This is a genomic window from Candidatus Uabimicrobium amorphum (assembly GCF_009002475.1).
In the GTDB taxonomy this organism is placed as follows: Bacteria; Planctomycetota; Uabimicrobiia; order Uabimicrobiales; family Uabimicrobiaceae; genus Uabimicrobium; species Uabimicrobium amorphum.
The window spans coordinates 2,952,893-2,970,148 of record NZ_AP019860.1 but is presented as its reverse complement, the minus strand read 5'-3'; the positions used below and the strand labels follow the sequence as shown (position 1 = coordinate 2,970,148).

At 42.0% G+C, this 17,256-nt stretch carries 13 protein-coding genes; 6 read left to right on the top strand and 7 right to left on the bottom strand.

Annotated elements, in window-relative coordinates; translation table 11 throughout:
- Positions 1-123 precede the first annotated feature (123 nt).
- The 5 genes from UABAM_RS10530 to UABAM_RS10510 all read left to right on the top strand — a co-directional run bounded on the left by UABAM_RS10530 (position 124) and on the right by UABAM_RS10510 (position 8,172).
- Positions 124-786 (top strand): succinate dehydrogenase cytochrome b subunit, encoded by a 663-nt coding sequence (locus tag UABAM_RS10530; protein WP_151967961.1) that lies wholly within the window; start codon positions 124-126, stop codon positions 784-786.
- Complete coding sequence (locus UABAM_RS10525) at positions 783-2,699, top strand: fumarate reductase/succinate dehydrogenase flavoprotein subunit (RefSeq protein WP_151967960.1); 1,917 nt, start codon at positions 783-785, stop codon at positions 2,697-2,699. The genes UABAM_RS10530 and UABAM_RS10525 overlap by 4 nt, the downstream gene beginning before the upstream one ends.
- Positions 2,699-3,454: a succinate dehydrogenase/fumarate reductase iron-sulfur subunit gene (locus tag UABAM_RS10520; protein ID WP_151967959.1), complete on the top strand. Its 756-nt coding sequence runs from the start codon at positions 2,699-2,701 to the stop codon at positions 3,452-3,454. Before UABAM_RS10525 ends, UABAM_RS10520 begins: the two co-directional genes overlap by 1 nt.
- Positions 3,455-3,568: 114 nt before the next feature.
- Complete coding sequence (locus UABAM_RS10515) at positions 3,569-4,858, top strand: efflux RND transporter periplasmic adaptor subunit (protein ID WP_151967958.1); 1,290 nt, start codon at positions 3,569-3,571, stop codon at positions 4,856-4,858.
- Between the two features lie 20 nt (positions 4,859-4,878).
- Positions 4,879-8,172, top strand: coding sequence for an efflux RND transporter permease subunit (locus UABAM_RS10510; RefSeq protein WP_151967957.1), 3,294 nt, complete (start codon positions 4,879-4,881; stop codon positions 8,170-8,172).
- A gap of 31 nt (positions 8,173-8,203) precedes the next feature.
- Here UABAM_RS10510 and UABAM_RS10505 read toward each other — a convergent pair whose 3' ends face one another.
- From UABAM_RS10505 to paaI, 7 genes are all read right to left on the bottom strand, one after another.
- A complete protein-coding gene (locus tag UABAM_RS10505; RefSeq protein ID WP_151967956.1) occupies positions 8,204-9,136 on the bottom strand; it encodes a hypothetical protein in 933 nt (310 codons plus the stop codon).
- 70 nt (positions 9,137-9,206) lie between these two features.
- A complete protein-coding gene (locus UABAM_RS10500) occupies positions 9,207-9,845 on the bottom strand; it encodes an EI24 domain-containing protein (RefSeq protein ID WP_151967955.1) in 639 nt (212 codons plus the stop codon).
- A gap of 523 nt (positions 9,846-10,368) precedes the next feature.
- Positions 10,369-11,325, bottom strand: a complete 957-nt coding sequence (locus UABAM_RS10495; RefSeq protein ID WP_151967954.1) for an SDR family NAD(P)-dependent oxidoreductase — start codon at positions 11,323-11,325, stop codon at positions 10,369-10,371.
- A 364-nt stretch (positions 11,326-11,689) separates the two neighbouring features.
- Positions 11,690-12,496 carry a TerD family protein gene (locus UABAM_RS10490; RefSeq protein ID WP_151967953.1) on the bottom strand — a complete coding sequence of 269 codons (807 nt, stop codon included), beginning with the start codon at positions 12,494-12,496 and terminating at the stop codon, positions 11,690-11,692.
- 54 nt (positions 12,497-12,550) lie between these two features.
- Positions 12,551-12,997, bottom strand: coding sequence for an acyl-CoA thioesterase (locus UABAM_RS10485; RefSeq protein ID WP_229759384.1), 447 nt, complete (start codon positions 12,995-12,997; stop codon positions 12,551-12,553).
- Complete coding sequence (pcaF, locus tag UABAM_RS10480) at positions 12,997-14,208, bottom strand: 3-oxoadipyl-CoA thiolase (RefSeq protein ID WP_151967952.1); 1,212 nt, start codon at positions 14,206-14,208, stop codon at positions 12,997-12,999. The genes UABAM_RS10485 and pcaF overlap by 1 nt, the downstream gene beginning before the upstream one ends.
- Positions 14,209-14,219: 11 nt before the next feature.
- Positions 14,220-14,633, bottom strand: coding sequence for a hydroxyphenylacetyl-CoA thioesterase PaaI (gene paaI / locus UABAM_RS10475; RefSeq protein ID WP_151967951.1), 414 nt, complete (start codon positions 14,631-14,633; stop codon positions 14,220-14,222).
- Between the two features lie 538 nt (positions 14,634-15,171).
- Between paaI and UABAM_RS10470 the strand changes: the two genes are divergently transcribed.
- Positions 15,172-17,157, top strand: a complete 1,986-nt coding sequence (locus UABAM_RS10470; protein WP_151967950.1) for a protein kinase domain-containing protein — start codon at positions 15,172-15,174, stop codon at positions 17,155-17,157.
- Positions 17,158-17,256 lie beyond the last annotated feature (99 nt).

The window sequence follows — 17,256 nt, the reverse complement described above, 5'->3', positions numbered from 1 at the left end:
AGTAACAACAATATTTCTTTCATTGTAATCAAAATATTCCATATTTGTAATCGCGTCTATGGGTAAATAAATTATTAGTTATCAGAGGGGTAGTAAGCTCGAAACAGCTTACTTTATTAATCTATGGGCAATAAAAAATTTTTAAATACATCTGTTGGTAAAAAAGTCGTCATGGCGATTACAGGGCAATGCTTTTGTGCATTCCTTGTCGTCCATCTCGCAGGAAACTTAACGTTGTTTTTAGGACAATCACACTTCGATAAGTATGCGAAACAACTTGAAAATTTACCGATGTTGATATATCCCGCAGAAGCAGTTCTTATTCTTTTAGCTCTGTTTCACATAGGGGCAGCGCTCAAGCTTACTTTGGCTAACAAGAGTGCGCGTCCTGTAGGATATGCTGTTTACAATTCTAAGGCAGGTGGTGACTGGGCATCTTCCAAGATGTTTATCACCGGAGTATTTATCCTCGCGTTTTTAATTTTACACCTAGTGCAATTTAAATTTGCTGAACGCCCGGATGACTCGTTATACAACGTTGTGTTTAACGCCTTTACACAACCACTTTGGGTAGGTGTTTACGTTGCTTTTATTGCAATTTTAAGTTCACACCTCGCACACGGTTTCCAAAGTGCATTTCAAAGCCTGGGGATCAATCACCCCAAATATACACCGCTTATCAAAAAATTGAGCTATGTCTACGCGTTTGTTATGTGGGCTGGTTACACCACTATTCCGCTCTGGATCTTTATAACCGATTTTATCGCAAGGAGTAGTCAAACATGAAACTAGATTCGAAAGTTCCAGAAAATATTCCGATAGACCAAATTTGGGATAAGCATCGCTTTAACCTAAAATTGGTGAATCCCGCAAATAAGCGAAAATATAAAGTGATTGTTGTGGGAACAGGATTGGCCGGTGGCTCTGCATCTGCATCTCTAGCAGAGTTAGGGTATGAAGTGAAAACTTTTTGTATTCACGATAGTCCACGCCGTGCACATAGTATTGCTGCTCAAGGAGGAATCAACGCCGCAAAGAACTATCCTAACGACGGTGATTCTGTATGGCGCTTGTTTTATGATACCGTAAAAGGTGGAGACTATCGTTCTCGTGAAGCCAACGTGTATCGCTTAGCACAAGTAAGTAACCATATTATTGATCAATGTGTAGCACAAGGTGTTCCTTTTGCGAGAGAATATGGTGGACAACTCGCCAACCGTTCTTTTGGTGGAGCACAAGTTTCGCGAACATTCTACTGTCGTGGACAAACTGGGCAACAATTGTTACTCGGTGCTTACAGTGCATTAATGCGTATGGTAAATACCGGTAAAGTCGAGTTGTTTACTAGACGTGACATGCAAGACATCGTCCTTATTGATGGTGCGGCACGTGGTATTATTGTTCGTAACCTCATTACCGGAGAACTCGAACGACATATGGCGGATGCGGTTGTTTTGGCAACAGGTGGTTATGGTAACGTATACTATCTATCAACAAACGCAAAAGCAAGTAACGTAACCGCGGCATGGCGTGCTCACAAAAAAGGTGCTTTTTTTGCCAACCCATGTTTTACACAGATTCACCCTACATGTATTCCGGTATCTGGAGAAAGCCAATCGAAGCTGACACTGATGAGTGAAAGTTTACGTAATGATGGCCGTGTTTGGGTTCCAAAGAAAAAAGGTGATAAGCGTAAAGCGGAAGACATTCCTGAAGATGAAAGAGACTATTACTTGGAGCGCAAGTATCCAAGTTTTGGTAACCTTGTTCCTCGTGATGTGGCTTCGCGTAACGCAAAAGAAGTTTGTGATGATGGACGTGGTGTGGGTGAAACGCAAATGTCGGTTTATTTGGATTTTGCCGATGCGATTAAGCGCGATGGCATGGATACAATTCGCCAAAAATACGGTAACCTTTTCCACATGTACCAAAAAATTACCGATGAGAATCCGTACCAAGTTCCGATGCGTATTTTCCCCGCGGTACACTACACAATGGGTGGACTATGGGTGGACTATAACTTGATGACCACCGTTCCTGGATTGTTTGCTATCGGCGAATGTAACTTCTCCGATCACGGCGCAAACCGTTTAGGTGCATCGGCATTGATGCAAGGTTTGGCAGATGGTTATTTTGTTCTTCCTTACACCATCGGTGGCTATTTAAACGAAGCACCGCTGCCGCAAACAACGACAGATCACGAAGAATTCAAAAAAGCTGAATCAGAAGTGAACGAACGCATTAGCAAAATGTTGGCTTCAAAAGGTAAGAAAACAGCAATGGAGATTCATCGTGAACTAGGTAAGACCATTTGGAATTACGTAGGAATGTCGCGTACCGAAAAAGATTTGAAGAAAGCACTAAAGGAAATACCTAAGATTCGCGATGAATTTTGGAACAATGTCAACATACCAGGTTCTGCGAAAGATCTAAATGTTGCTCTTGAATACGCTGGTCGTGTCGCTGATTTTCTTGAGTTTGCGGAAACTCTAACTACAGACGCCCTTAACCGCAAAGAGTCGTGTGGTGGTCACTTCCGTGAAGAAAGCCAAACTGAAGAAGGTGAAGCAAAACGCGATGATGAGAACTATTCGTATGTAGCAGCATGGGAATTTACTGGTGTAGGTAAAGAACCTAAATTGCACAAAGAAGAGTTAACTTTTAACAATGTGAAATTAACTCAGAGGAGCTACAAGTAATGAGTGAAACTATCAATGTCACCATCAAAGTTTGGCGGCAAAAAGACAAAGATAGCAAAGGGGAATTTCAAACTTACGAAGCGAAAGATATTTCGACTCACATGTCTTTTTTAGAGATGTTAGACGAAGTAAATGACGTGCTCATTAAAGATGGAAAAGAACCCATTGCTTTCGATCACGACTGTCGCGAAGGGATTTGCGGATCATGCTCTATGGTGATCAATGGTCGTGCTCATGGCCCTGAAGGAGGTATCACCGCGTGTCAACTACACATGCGTAAGTTCAAAAATGGTGACACCATTTACATTGAGCCATGGCGTGCAAAAGCATTTCCTGTACTAAAAGACCTTGTTGTTGACCGCACAGCGTTTGACCGCATTATGACAGCGGGTGGATATGTTTCGGTAAAAACAGGTGGTGCACCTGACGGAAACGCTATTCCCATTCCAAAGCAAAATGCAGAATTGGCGATGGATGCTGCGGCGTGCATCGGTTGTGGAGCATGTGTTGCTGCTTGTAAAAATGCATCGGCAATGCTTTTTGTTTCTGCAAAGGTGTCGCAGTACGCATTGTTGCCGCAAGGCCAAGCAGAAAGTGCAACGCGTGTGAAAAATATGCTTGCACAGATGGAAAAAGAGGGCTTTGGTAACTGTACCAACAGTGGCCAGTGCGAAGCCGAATGTCCGAAAGAGATTAGCATTTCGAATATCGCTCGTTTAAATCGTGAATTGATCAAAGCCTCCGTAACATCGTAAAACATTGTAGAGTGCACTGAATTTCAGTGCACTCTTCCCCTTTATTTCCTCCCACATATTCGTAACTATTACGGATTCCAACATCTTCTGAAAGTACCTTCTTAGGAGTTCATCATGCAACATTTGTTTTGTGTCCTCGTTGTATTTATTTTTATCATAGGCTGTGGTCAAGGTGAAAATAGCACATCACCGTCGAATAAAAAAAGTGGTGGGGCCAAAAAATCAACGAAGAAACAAGCGTCCTTTCGACCACCTGTACAAGTGGAAGTGGGCAAAATTAGAGAAAAGCATTTAAAAGTTAAGGTTGATATCGTTGGGACAACAACTGCCCTACGCAAAGCAGTGTTGTCAGCGGCAATTGCCGGGGAAATAGTAAAAATCAATCTACAAGAAGGAATGACCGTAACCAAAGGACAACCTCTTGTTCAAATAGACACATACTCTTGGAAAGCCAAAGTTGCCGAAAAAAAAGCGGAGTGCTTGCGCTGGGAAGCCGAAATTGAAAAGTTAAAAAACGGTTACATCGAACAAGAAATAAAGCGCGCTGCAGCGGTATTACAAGAAAAAGAAGCGGCATTAAAAAGACTGGAAGCCGAGAAAAATCGCCAACAAGATCTATTAAAACAAAATGGTATCGCACGTTCGGAGTGGGATGCAGCGCGTTTTTCGTTTGACGAAATGGCAGCGCAAGTAGAGCAAGCACGTGCCGAACTAAAGAAAATGAAAGACGGTTCGCGTTTTGAAGATATTAAGATTGCTTCTGCACATCTAAAAACGATGCAAGCCCAACTTCGTCAAGCGGAAGATAGTTTAAATAATACCACCATTAAGGCTCCATTTTCCGGAATGATTTCTAAAAAATATGTAGAACTAGGTGAATGGATTTCCAGTGGAACGCAAATCGCTGATTTAGTCGACTTATCGCAAGTGCGCGTTCAGGTCTCGATTCCCGAAAAGTATATTTCTTTAGTGCGTTTAAAGATGAAAGCCAAGGTAAAAATGGACGCTTTTCCTGGATGGGAAACTTGGGGAACTGTTTCTGCTATTATCCCTCGTACGGAAGGCTTGGCGCGGAATTTTCCCGTAGAACTGATCATCGATAATCCCAAAGGCAACATTTACGAAGGAATGTTTTGTCGTGTGGAAGGTGTTTTGCGCGAAGAAGCCGGAGTGCTCTTGGTTCATCGCGATGCATTTATTCACCAACAAGGAAAGATTTCCTTGGCCCGTATCACGAAAGAACGCTCTGTGGAAACCATTGAAATAGTTACGGGTGTTCGCGAAGGCGAATGGTTTGAAATCGTATCGAGTTCTAGCCCACTAAAAAAGGACGATATTGTGGTCGTGACCAATAATAATAATGTATACCCCGGGGCCAAAGTTATTATCACCAAAGGGCTGTAAACCTTAATTGAGGAAAGAAAATGAAAATAGCAGAGGTTGCTGTAGATCGCCCTGTGACCACGGTCGTTGGTGTACTTCTTGTGGGATTGTTTGGCTGGCTAGCACTTATATCTTTACCGATCCAGATGAAACCTACCGTCGATAAACCTATTATCCGTATTCAAACGGCATATCCTGGGGCAGCACCTATCGAAGTTGAGCAGCAGGTTACCGATATTTTTGAAGAAAAAGTCAATGCCATCCAAGGGCTCAACAAGTTGACGTCCACTTCTGCAGAGTCCGTATCTACCGTTTCTTTGGAGTTTGATTGGGGAGCAGACCGCGATGCACGTTTTTTGGATGTGATCGAAAAAGCCAATCAGATTAGCGACTTGCCTGAAGAGGCAGAAAAACCAGTTATCTCCGCGGTTTCATCGGTGGAAGAAGACCGCATTATGTGGTTGATGATCTCTAGTGATGTGCTCAATGTCGATGACATCACTAAATTTGCCAAAAATGAAATCAAGGATGCCATTGGTAAAGTAGATGGCGTAGGAGATGTCACTGTCTTTGGCGGTCGTGAACGTCAGATCATTGTGAACTTAGACCCCAAATCGATGATCTCACGTGGTATTACCATTGATAAGTTACGCAACACTATCTTGTTGGAAAATCGCAATGTGCGCGGAGGGTTCATTGATGAAGGAAAAATGCGCTACACACTGCGCACCGTCGGCCAATTTACCAAGATAGCGGATATTGAAAACATCGTTTTATCGCGTACAAGTTCGGGAACGGTGTATTTGCGCGATGTGGCATATGTGGAGGATTCTTTTGAACCGCGTAGTTCCACCGTGCGCGGTCTCAACATGCGTTCGGAGATTGCCTTAGGGATATCGCGGAAAATTGGTGCCAACGTTGTCGAAACCATTGAGCGCATTCAACAAAAAATTGACAGTCTTAACACACGATTTAGTGCGATGAATTTTAAAGGGCAACAAGCCTCTTTGCGTTTAAAACCGGCTTATAATGAAGCTGATTATATTTGGCAATCGATGAGCTTTGTTTCGCAAAACTTATTTTTTGGTGCGGTACTTGCCGCTGCGGTTTTGATTTTTTTTCTAAAGAGTTTACGGTCTGTACTGATTGTTTCGGTGATGATTCCGGTGTGCTTTATCTCAAACTTTATTTTTCTGAGTATACTGGGACGCACGATCAATATTATCTCTCTCGCAGGTATTGCATTTGCTGTAGGAATGACTTTAGACAATGCAATTGTGGTGATTGAAAACATCTATCGCCATTTGGAAATGGGAAAAAAACTACGCGAAGCTTGTCTTGTTGGTATTCAAGAAGTGTGGGGAGCAATTCTTGCATCAACATTGACGACAATGGCGGTATTTTTACCTATTTTGTACATAAAAGAAGAAGCGGGAGAACTTTTTAAAGATATTGCCCTGGCCATTTCGTGCAGTGTTGCTGTTTCTTTGGTACTTTCCTTCACGTTAGTGGTGATGATGTCATCGCGTTTAATGAAAAAGAGCCAACCGCTCGCGATAACGCGCTATTTGTTTTTGCCAAGTGATTACATCGGGCGTGGTATTGGCTTTGCCTTCCAATTTTGTGTGAAACTCATCACCGGACAATACCTGCGCAAGCTTTCTTTTGGGAGCAATGTTCTGTTACAGATTGTGTTTAAAACAACACTGATTGCTCTGTTGGTGATTCCGATCTTTGTGGTGACGTTAAAATTTATTCCACCGATGGAATACCTGCCCACCGGAAACCGCAATATGATTATTTTGATCTACAAGGTACCCCCGGGAACGAATGTGGAAAAAAAGTCGCAAATTTCGGCAACCATGGAACGCAAGGTGGAAAAAATACTCTTTGATCCACGCAAAGGGAATAGCGAAGACAATATTGCGATTGAGAGAATGGTGGCGATTACCTCTTCTGGGTTTAATCTGATGATCACGGTGTTTAAAGAAAAATACGCACGCACCCCTGTCGAAAATCTACCTATGTCGATGAATCCGATGACGCAAAAGCCGTTTCGTTCCTCGATGGATTATCTGGCTTTTCTACTTACCGGAGCGACTTTTGGTACGCCAGGGACCGAATACGCTTTTGCAATTCGTCCCGGGTTATTTGGACGCTTCGCCAACAAAGGTTTTAACGTAGAAGTAAGTGGACCCGATATTGAAAAGCTCAAAGTTCTCGCCGATGAGGTAGAACAACGAATCAATCAAATGGGGAAAAATGCTGGCTATGGTCGCGTAACACGCGATTTTGAGGTAGGTTTACCAGAAATCCGTATCAACATCGACCGTGAGCGCGCGTCAGAATTGGGTCTTAGGGCCTTTGAAGTGGCAAGTGTCGTGGAAACTTTTGTTGCCGGGAAGAAAACCGGTAAGTTTCGCGATGGATCAGACGACATCGATATCGTGGTGAAGGTTCCTGAGTACATTATCGATGACATTGAGCAACTGAAAATGGTGCAGTTTTTTGTGGAAGGTGTTGGCACAACAAATCTCGATAGTGTCACCGATATATACACAACCAATGGACCAACGCAGATCTTGCACAGTGAACGTAGCCGTGCCATTACCCTGAGCATTAACCTGGATGAAACAAAACCGCTGGAAGAAGCGATAGATGAAGTGCGCAATGAGATTATTGCTCCGATGCTAAAGAATCTTCCTGGAGAGTACAATATCGACGTCTCTGGATCGGCGTCGGATTTAAAACGAACACAAGATGCTTTAAAACCTAATTTCTTATTGTCTGTAGCAATTATCTATTTATTGCTCTGTAGTCTATTTGAGTCGTTTTTCTTTCCGTTTATTATTATGTTTTCTGTACCTCTCGCCATATCTGGAGGAATTTTTGCTATTGTGTGGAATGAGGCACCTTTCGACATGCTCACCGTGCTGGGTTTTTTCATTTTGGGGGGAATTGTGGTGAACAACGCTATTCTCGTCGTGCACCAAGCACTCAATTTTATGAAAGAAGAAGGCTATGAACCACACCTCGCCATTAGTGAGAGTGTGCGCACGCGTCTACGTCCGGCTTTCATGAGTACTATCACCACGGTATTCGGTTTAATCCCTATGTGTATACAAGGTGCGCCTGGTTCGGAGCTATACAGTGGATTGGCAACGGCGATCGCTGGTGGATTAGTGTTCTCCACATTTTTAACTTTGGTACTTGTTCCAGGTATCCAGTCTTTGCTTATTGATTGCGGTACGTTGTTAAAAATTTGTTGGGGAACGATCAAGTCGTTGCCGCATAAAATGATGAATTTGTTGGCAAAGAAAAGCAAAACACAGTAGTGCATTGTTCCCGTTATAAAACGGGAACAATTTATTGTTCTTCTAAGTCCATCTTAACACCCACATCCATTCCCCAGATGAACATGCGGTCTTTTAGAATCATCGCCAATGTTTGGAATTTTTGTTGGAACTCTTCAAAGTCATATAAATCAATTCCGGAAGATAAACAAACTTCACCTCCGTCTCTTAGTTCACCACATAAACGATAGTCAAACTTGCGATGGTCAAGCATTCCGTTTTGGTACACATCCCATACCTTGATATAACAACAAATGTTTTGTAGTAGAGAGATGGGCTGTGATGCCGCAGCAACATAGCGCTCGTTTTTCCAGTTCCCTGTGGAGATTTCTGTCGTGGACAGTAGGGCCGCTTCTCTGCATACAAACATGACGAAAATACTTAGAGACCATACTACTAGGCTAACGGTCCACGACCAAAATGCGCAAACAAAACCAAAACAGACGATGCCAGAAATGATGACAAACTTATCTACAAGAGTCGGACCTGATTTAAAAGTGACTTCATCGTCGTCTAAGATGACTTCCGTTTTTCCCATAACGAGAGATTTTTTTTCTTTTGACTGTGTAGCTCTTGGCGTAGACAAATACTGTTGTGCTTCTTCCGTTCCTTTTTTGACCCCTTTTTCTAATGACGCGGCAAGTTCCTCATCCAACTGTTCTTCTTTTGAGGAATTGCCAAATCCACTGATATAAACAGCGCATAAGCCAATAATAAGTACGTGAATCCCTGACGAAGGTAAGAAGGATAGTAGTATGAAGGCACAAAGCCATACCAAGCAATGGAAAGCAATATTTCGTGCATTCATGAGTAAAGAAAGACACAGGCCGGTTGCGAGTATAATGATTCCACGCTGACTTTTGGTTGTTGAAAGATCGATTAACCATACAAAGGCAACTGCAATAGCGGCAAATGCCATAAATTTCATGATTTTTTTGGCGTTCATTTTATTTCCTTAGTAAGAGTAGATGTTGTATCACTACTCTACTATTGGTCGCCAAATTCAAAAAGGTGACTTAGGCATCTATTTTTTCCAAAGTCATCAACGTACCACCAACAACACACATTGGGTGAGAAATAATCGTGAAGGGAGGAATCATCATGAGAGTTGCGGTAAAACCAAAGGTAATAAATCCCAAAGCGTTTTGCGATACTTTTTTCTGGGCGTTTTTATCTGTACGTAGTTCCAAAGGAAAGCTGGTGTAGTTACGTCCGAGATAGTATAAGGTAAGGATTTGTCCCACTACTGGCACAAAGTTTAGAGCGAGAATTAGCAGAAAAAAAGGTATGGAGCGAATGGCGTGGAATATACCTTTGATCATTTGTCCAAAGCTCACTTTGGGTTCTTGGATCTCTTTTTGTAAAACAATTTTTTCTACATGGCGTGACAGAGCCTTCATGAAGCGTGCTGTCAACATACTGTTGATCGCAAAAAAAATAATCGCAGATATGATCGTTAAAAGAGTCGTTAGTATGACTTTTTTTAACATAGGTGTTTGGGCAATGTGTAAGGTGTAATGTTTCGATGCACCACCGATCACTAAAAATAGCAATACAATCGAAATAAAAATGGATTTGATCAAATGTTTCCACAAACTGCGATGCTTCAAAAAAAATAAGCAACCTTTTAATGGATAAAAAAAACCGGATATCATGGCAATGCTCCCAAAATACGGCGTAAAAAATACGCAACATTATTTGATTTTTGTACCTTAAACTCATCGAGTGAATAACATTGTATGGCATAAACGAATAGTTATGCAATATAAAAGAAGCTTTTCACCACAGTTTTGATGAATTTGTTTTACAGGAGCTTTTTATGAAAATGAGAGTATTAGGGCTGTCATTAATTAGCAAATTTGTTCCGTTCTCGTGTCATCCCTGCGAAAGCAGGGATCCAAGTTAATAAAAAGAAATATCAAAAATAAAAAGAAATATTTTTAGAAATAAGAATGCCTTATTTTTTACAGCTTTTCTAATTTTATTTGTGGATCCCGCATCAAGTGCGGGATGACACCTAGCGCATATATTATCTAGTATTTGTATATGTTATTAATTGATGACACGCTCTATAATTCGGCAATGGTCGAAGGCTAAATAAAAAATCCGATCCCATTTGGGATCGGCATCCACCTCTAACTTTTCATTAGGAGAAATTTTCACTGTTTTTGATGGTGACTATTCTTCGTATTTCGTCAATTTTTTTAGTAAATCCCACAGCTTTTGGAAGTCACCTTCCTCTTCCTTTGTTTTTTCCGAGACATGTTCGGGAATAATCGAACGGTCGAACCACAATTTTCCCGATTGCGGTGGTTTTGATAGGGTCGCAAGCCATAGAGCTGTGTCTGCCCCAGCGTCTGGTGTTCGCAATATTTTTGCGAAAATTTTATTAAAGCGCGGTAGCGATTTTTCTAAGCCGACGGTTCTCACCCAACCAGGGTGCATACAACTGCACGTGATATTCTTATCTCGGAAAAAATCTGCCCATAGCTTGTTTAGCATCACCTGCGCTCTTTTACTTTGCGCATAGGCCTTTACCCCACGATAGTCTTCGGGGCCGTGTTGTAGAGTATCCACGTCTATTTTTTGCGTGTACATTCCTCCCGAAGAAACTTGTATAATATGGGGATTGGGAGATTTTTCTAGCAAAGGGTATATGCGCATGGTGAGCAAAAATGGGCCGACGACGTTGGTGGCAAATGTGCGTTCGATGTCGTCGTCTGTCGTTTCTCTTTCCTGAACCATAACGCCTGCGTTGTGAATCAAGCAGTCTATATTTGGATACCAATTACTAAAACGATACGCCAGTCGCTCCACGTCGTTTATTTTTGATAAATCGGCTATTTCCAACATGACATTGCGATTACGGGCGGTCATTGTCAATTCTTTTTGCGTTTGTTTACCTTTTTCTAAATTGCGACAAACCAATATAACGCGTGCTTGGCGTCTTGCCAGATGTTGGGCCATTGCCTTGCCAATACCCGAATTCGCTCCCGTAACGACGTAAGTATTTTGCGATAAATCGCTGTCTAAATCGCACCAATACTTCTTTTGCAAACGATAGCCCGGCATCCCGTAAGAAAAGGCCACCGTTTTCTTGTAAACATTGTTTAGAACCCGATCAGTAAAGTTCATGATGTTCTCCCGAGGAAATGATGATTATATGTTACATATTTAGTTAAATGTAGCATATAATCATCCTTTTTGCAATTTTTTTGGAAAATAACATCTGCAAAAATAATACAGCCACCAACCGTGACCGTAGCCCTGACAGTCAATACCATTGACTTAAGAGGTAAGTGTAAAACAGTAAAACATTTACACACTTGTCATCCCGTCCCCAAAAACCAAAAGTTTTTGGAAAGAGACGGGATCCAGCAATACAAAGTCGACTTCTGTTCGTGGATCCCTGATCAAGTCAGGGATGACACGGGTAAGGTAAGCTTTTTTTTAAAAGCATTTACACTTAATTCGATGGAGTTGAGCCGTGACCGTAACATTATTCCTCTACTGCACGACGGTTGTCTTCTTTATCTTTTAGCAGCATATCGCAAACTAATTTCGTGACGAATTCCGATTTTTGATAATGGATGTGCTCCAAGTCATGATCTTTTCCTATGGAGGCAAGTGCTATGGTGAACATGTGTACTATTTGTGGCAATAAGAAAACAACACCAATAACGGATAGCAATATTTGCCAAATACTCAGAGTTGATATTTTCGTGTAAAAAAATAATGCGACACACGGGTATACGATGGGTGTTAATATCCACTCGTAGATACGACGATGTTTATTGAACTTGGCAATGAACGATTCTATATATTCCGAATATTCCGCGGAAGACAGATTCTTTTGTTGTAATTGCCAGCCGTGCTTGGTACGTACTAGGACGACGGGAATCGTTGTTTTTTGTTGCGCAAAAGAAGGTAAATCCTTTTCAAATTTGATGTCATTACCATCTTTTACCACAAACATTGCCTGGGAAATGCTCGTAAAATCTTGCTTGCGTGATACCGCGCCGAAGATGTCGACGACAAGGACAAGTTGTTGAACTTTATCAGCAACTTGTCCTAAATTGATTTGCATTTTTTCCGTGGCAATTTCTGTATCAACAGCACGACTTTCTTCGGCGAGAAACACACCTTTGCACTTTTTTACGTCATATGAAATCGTTGTGTAGACGCGGTGATCCTCTCGCAGTAAAATGCAGTATAAGTTTAGATCACAAATAATACGTGTTCTTTTCTTTTTGGCCCACGCTATTACAACAGTGATTTTGTCATTTTGTAAATTTTGATTATCCATTATACGATGCCTGTTTTGGGAAGTAAGAATTTCGTTTTTAGATGGATGCCCAACTTAGAATTCGCGGCCCTCAACATGCGAAATATGCTCGCGGATTTCATTAGGAACCTGCGTTTTACTGTTTTTGCCGTAATCATAATAGACAACAAGTCCCGTACCTTTTGCCGCTACTTTGTCGAGTTTATTGCTATAAACGATATACTCCATCGCAAAGCGATCTTTTTGCAACTCAGTAACGCGTGCACCGACGGAAACAGTGTCGGGATATGTTAAGGGAACGCGGTAACGGCAATATGTATCGGCGAGAATAGGACCCAATTTTGTTTGTTGCATATGCTGGGTAATATTCGTTTGTTCGAAATAGGCAATGCGCGCGTTTTCGAAATAGCGAAAATACATAATGTTGTTGACGTGTTGAAAGGCGTCCATATCTCCCCAGTCAATGGGGAAATCGATGACGACGGGAAATTGTTGCATATGCGTATCTTTAGCGGAATTCATTACACTCTCTCAATAATAGCGGCCATTCCTTGTCCCACCCCGACACACATGGTGCAGAGTGCGTATTTTTTTTGCGTTTGCTGTAATTCTAGCATTGCGGTTTGCACCAGTCGTGATCCGGACATGCCTAGTGGGTGTCCTATGGCAATGGCACCACCGTTGGGATTGACGCGTGGGTCGTCGTCCTGTAATCCTAACTCACGAAGGCAGGCGATGCTTTGTACAGCAAAGGCTTCGTTGAGTTCAATGACATCTATTTGTTCTAAAGACAATCCGCTCTTTTGCAATACTTTTTGCACGGCGGTGACAGGGCCTATGCCCATATAGCTTGGTTCTACTCCCACTGCTGCCGAAGCAATAAAACGCGCCTTGGGTGTTAATGAATACTTTTCTAACGCCTCTTCAGAAGCCAAAAGAATAGAACAAGAACCATCGTTAATACCCGAAGCATTGCCCGCGGTGACGGAACCATTGCCATCTTTGCGGAAAGCGGGACGCAGTTTGTTTAATTTTTCTAGCGTGGTGTGTGGCTTGATGAATTCATCGTGTTCAAATATAATAGGGTCGGCCTTGCGTTGTGGTATGGATACGGAAATAACCTCTTGTTTTAGTCGACCACTTTGCAGAGCTTTTGTCGCTTTCATTTGAGAATTGTAGGCAAATTTGTCTTGGTCTTCGCGAGAAATTGCGTATTTTTCTGCCAAGTTCTCTGCGGTTTTTCCCATGCCTTCTACACCATAAAGCGCCTCTAGTTTTGGGTTGGGAAAACGCCAACCAATACTCGTGTCATACATTTCGCTTTGACGCGAGAATGCCGTAGATGATTTGGCGAGAACAAAAGGAGCGCGGGTCATGTGCTCTGCTCCACCGGCAATCATGATATGTGCCTCTTTTAAGCGAATCGCTTGCGAAGCGTGGACAACAGAGCTGAGGCCTGATGCACATAGTCTGTTTACGGTCTCTCCTGGTACGGTAACGGGTAAACCCGCTAAGAGAAGCGCCATACGTGCGATGTTGCGGTTGTCTTCCCCTGCTTGGTTTGCACAACCAAAAATAACATCGTCGACGACATCTAAGGGAACAGATTTATTGCGCTGCATTAATTCTTTGATGGTTAAGGCGGCCAAATCATCTACGCGAATTGTGGAAAGTGAGCCACAATATTTACCAATGGGCGTACGGATCGCATCTACTATATAGGCTTGACTCATGGTTATCCTCTTTAATGTTGTTTTTTTGTTTTATATACCATGCCGCGAAACAAAGCGACAACTTGGTTGTTGTGGTTGCGTACTTCGACATCGTAAACTGCGAGGGTTTTGCTATTACTCTTTTGCACTGCGGTCGCGGTGAGTTCATCATCAACGAGAACCGCTGCTGGATAGGAAATGGAGTTCTCTATGCTGACAGCTATGTTACCATATGTGTTACTGGCAAATGCAAAAGCACTATCTGCAAATGCAAAAGTGACACCGCCATGACATATGCCAAAGCCATTGACCATGTCATTGCGCACACGCATCTTAATAACAGCACGTGCTAACTGTACTTCGATAACCTCAATGCCTAGCCACTGGCTAAAAGCATCTTTTTCCATCATTTGCTTCACGATGTCTTGTGGATTTTTGTTTGTCATTGTGTTTGCCGTGTATGATTTTCGTGAATTTTAGTATTTTACTGGCGTGTTGTCGATTTTTGGATACAATCTATATAGAGCGTGTCATTAGTTTGTTAAAAAACTATAAAATTTGCTGTTGGAATCGTGACGATTACGGTCAGGGTCACGTTGTAATGCCATTGACTTAAGAGGTAAGTGTAAAACCGAAAAAGGTTTACAATACTTGTCATCCCGTACCCAAAAAACTTTGTTTTTTGGAAAGATACGGGATCCAGCAATATAAAGTTGACTTCTGTTCGTGGATCCCTGATCAAGTCAGGGATGACACGGTAAGGTAAGCTTATCATTAAAAAGTATTTACGCTTAAGTCAATGGCATTGAGGGTCACGGTGGACGATTACGGTCAGGGTCACGGTGACGATTTTCAGTGATGACACACCCTAGTTTATTACAACACCATGCCAGGAATTTTAGCAAAACATACACAGAGAAACAATTTATAAATTGGTGTCTAATTCACTCCTCGGTTATATAGTTACTACGGGAGATAATCAAGATGGATATACATGGTATTTTATTTGTTGAGTTTAAAAAATATTTAAATGCAAAATTTGGTGGTGACACATGGGCAAATATGCGACGCAATATCAAACTAGATTGTGACACATTTAAATCTCCGCAAAGATACCCATATGAAGATTTACTAAAGATTGTTCAAGCAACATGCCAAATAACAGGGCTATCTCAAGAATTTATTTTTGAAGATTTTGGAGAGTATATTGGCCTTAAGTTTGTGGATATGTTTTGGTATGTGGTTAACGCAAAGTGGAAAACCCTAGACACCTTAGAGCACTCCCTCGAAATAGTTTCTATTATTGCTAAATCAGGCAAGTATAACTTTCACATGAAATGCGAGCGCACCTCCGCCAGTGAAGTAGTGGTCGTTTGTAAATTTCTTCCCGAAGTACATCTTATGTTAAAGGGAAGTATTAAAGGACTCTCACGTTACCACCAAGAGCAAATAAAAATAGCTTCGCGTTCCATGGACGGCGACGCATGGGAGTTTACGGTTACATTGGTTTCCGAAATGTCGCAGGAATTTATCGAAAAACAATCGCAAATTCTCGATCAACTTATCGAAAGTGTGGATAACTCTACGGAAGAAATCTCTGCGTCACAACTGGAATACGATAGTGACTTAGTGACTGCGTACGATCCGGCTTCGAAAGTGACCACCATTGTTACTCCAAAAACAAGTACATATTTTCCTGGCTATGAAATCGTGAAAGAAATTGGTGCGGGGGGAATGGGAATTGTGTATAAGGCGAAACAACATAGCCTTGACCGTTTTGTCGCCATTAAAATGATTGCCCCCTCGCTGAGTAGTGATGAAATTTTCGTGAAGCGTTTACAAACAGAGGCCAAAGTAATGGCTCAGTTGCAACATGCGAATATCGTTTCGGCGATTGATTTTGGTTTTCAAGAGGATTCGTATTATATTGTAATGGAGTACGTTGAAGGACGGTCGTTGCAACAGCACATCAAAGAAAACGGTCCACTCTCCGAAAAAAAAGTTTTAAAACTAGCGCTTGCTATTGCCAACGCTCTGGAGTGCTTGGATGAAAATCAATTGGTACATCGCGATATCAATCCGAGTAATATCTTGATCGACAAAAATAATATCCCCAAACTTACGGATCTTGGTTTGGTGAAAAGCTCTGAGTTTGAAGATGAATTGGGAACCTCGAGTGACATGTGGGTCGGAACCCCACAGTACATGTCTGCGGAGCAGATCCAATCGGAACAGGATCTTGATATTCGTTCAGATATATATTCTCTAGGAGCCACTTTGTACTATGCGATTACTGGTAAACATCGCTTTCGCGCCGCCTCGTCGGTTGCGGTTGTCTATTATCAAATGCTTTTAGAACCACCGCTTCTCGAAGAAGATATGAATGTGTTTCCCCCGCACTTGGGTGACATCTTGTACAAAATGTTAGAGCACAAGCCGGAGAATCGCTACCAAAATCCCGAAGAGCTCATTGTGGATCTCAAACTCGCTCTAAGTGGATCTTCACGAAGAGTTAAGAAGTTGCGCGAAACCAAAAAGTCGAAAAGAAATAACGTGAAACGCTTATCCAAAATTCACTGCGTACGGGGAAATGAATTTTTCCATCAGCGCGACATTGAAGCGGCCATCGACTGCTACAACAAAGCCTTGGAAATTGATCCCGAGTTAGCCGTGGCCTACCACAATAGAGGAAAAGCTCACCACCACTGCAATGAAATGATGGACGCCATTGTCGACTACAGTGAGGCCATCCACTGCAATCCTTGTCTGGCAAAAGCATATAAAAATAGAGCTGTGGCTTTTTTGCAGACGAAAAATTACCAAACGGCCATTTCCGATTTTCGCAAATATCTCGAATTAAAACCGAATGCATTGGATATACATAAAATTAAGAAATATATACGTCAATGCTCCAAAGCGTTAAGCCGGCATTCCAAACGCAATAGTGTGGAGTACGAAAGCCAACATTAATTACGATGTGTTTTATTTGTCAAGATATTCATTGGGAGGCTTGTTATTTTCGCGTAAAATAGGGGTGGTACCTCAGGCATGTGCCTGAGGTAAGTTTGC

Excerpts from the sequence above, each read along its gene's own strand:
- UABAM_RS10530 (WP_151967961.1), top strand. The coding sequence starts at position 124 with ATGGGCAATAAAAAATTTTTAAATACATCTGTTGGTAAAAAAGTCGTC.
- UABAM_RS10525 (WP_151967960.1), top strand. The coding sequence starts at position 783 with ATGAAACTAGATTCGAAAGTTCCAGAAAATATTCCGATAGACCAAATT.
- UABAM_RS10520 (WP_151967959.1), top strand. The coding sequence starts at position 2,699 with ATGAGTGAAACTATCAATGTCACCATCAAAGTTTGGCGGCAAAAAGAC.
- UABAM_RS10515 (WP_151967958.1), top strand. The coding sequence starts at position 3,569 with ATGCAACATTTGTTTTGTGTCCTCGTTGTATTTATTTTTATCATAGGC.
- UABAM_RS10510 (WP_151967957.1), top strand. The coding sequence starts at position 4,879 with ATGAAAATAGCAGAGGTTGCTGTAGATCGCCCTGTGACCACGGTCGTT.
- UABAM_RS10505 (WP_151967956.1), bottom strand. The coding sequence starts at position 9,136 with ATGAACGCCAAAAAAATCATGAAATTTATGGCATTTGCCGCTATTGCA.
- UABAM_RS10500 (WP_151967955.1), bottom strand. The coding sequence starts at position 9,845 with ATGATATCCGGTTTTTTTTATCCATTAAAAGGTTGCTTATTTTTTTTG.
- UABAM_RS10495 (WP_151967954.1), bottom strand. The coding sequence starts at position 11,325 with ATGAACTTTACTGATCGGGTTCTAAACAATGTTTACAAGAAAACGGTG.
- UABAM_RS10490 (WP_151967953.1), bottom strand. The coding sequence starts at position 12,496 with ATGGATAATCAAAATTTACAAAATGACAAAATCACTGTTGTAATAGCG.
- UABAM_RS10485 (WP_229759384.1), bottom strand. The coding sequence starts at position 12,997 with ATGAATTCCGCTAAAGATACGCATATGCAACAATTTCCCGTCGTCATC.
- pcaF (WP_151967952.1), bottom strand. The coding sequence starts at position 14,208 with ATGAGTCAAGCCTATATAGTAGATGCGATCCGTACGCCCATTGGTAAA.
- paaI (WP_151967951.1), bottom strand. The coding sequence starts at position 14,633 with ATGACAAACAAAAATCCACAAGACATCGTGAAGCAAATGATGGAAAAA.
- UABAM_RS10470 (WP_151967950.1), top strand. The coding sequence starts at position 15,172 with ATGGATATACATGGTATTTTATTTGTTGAGTTTAAAAAATATTTAAAT.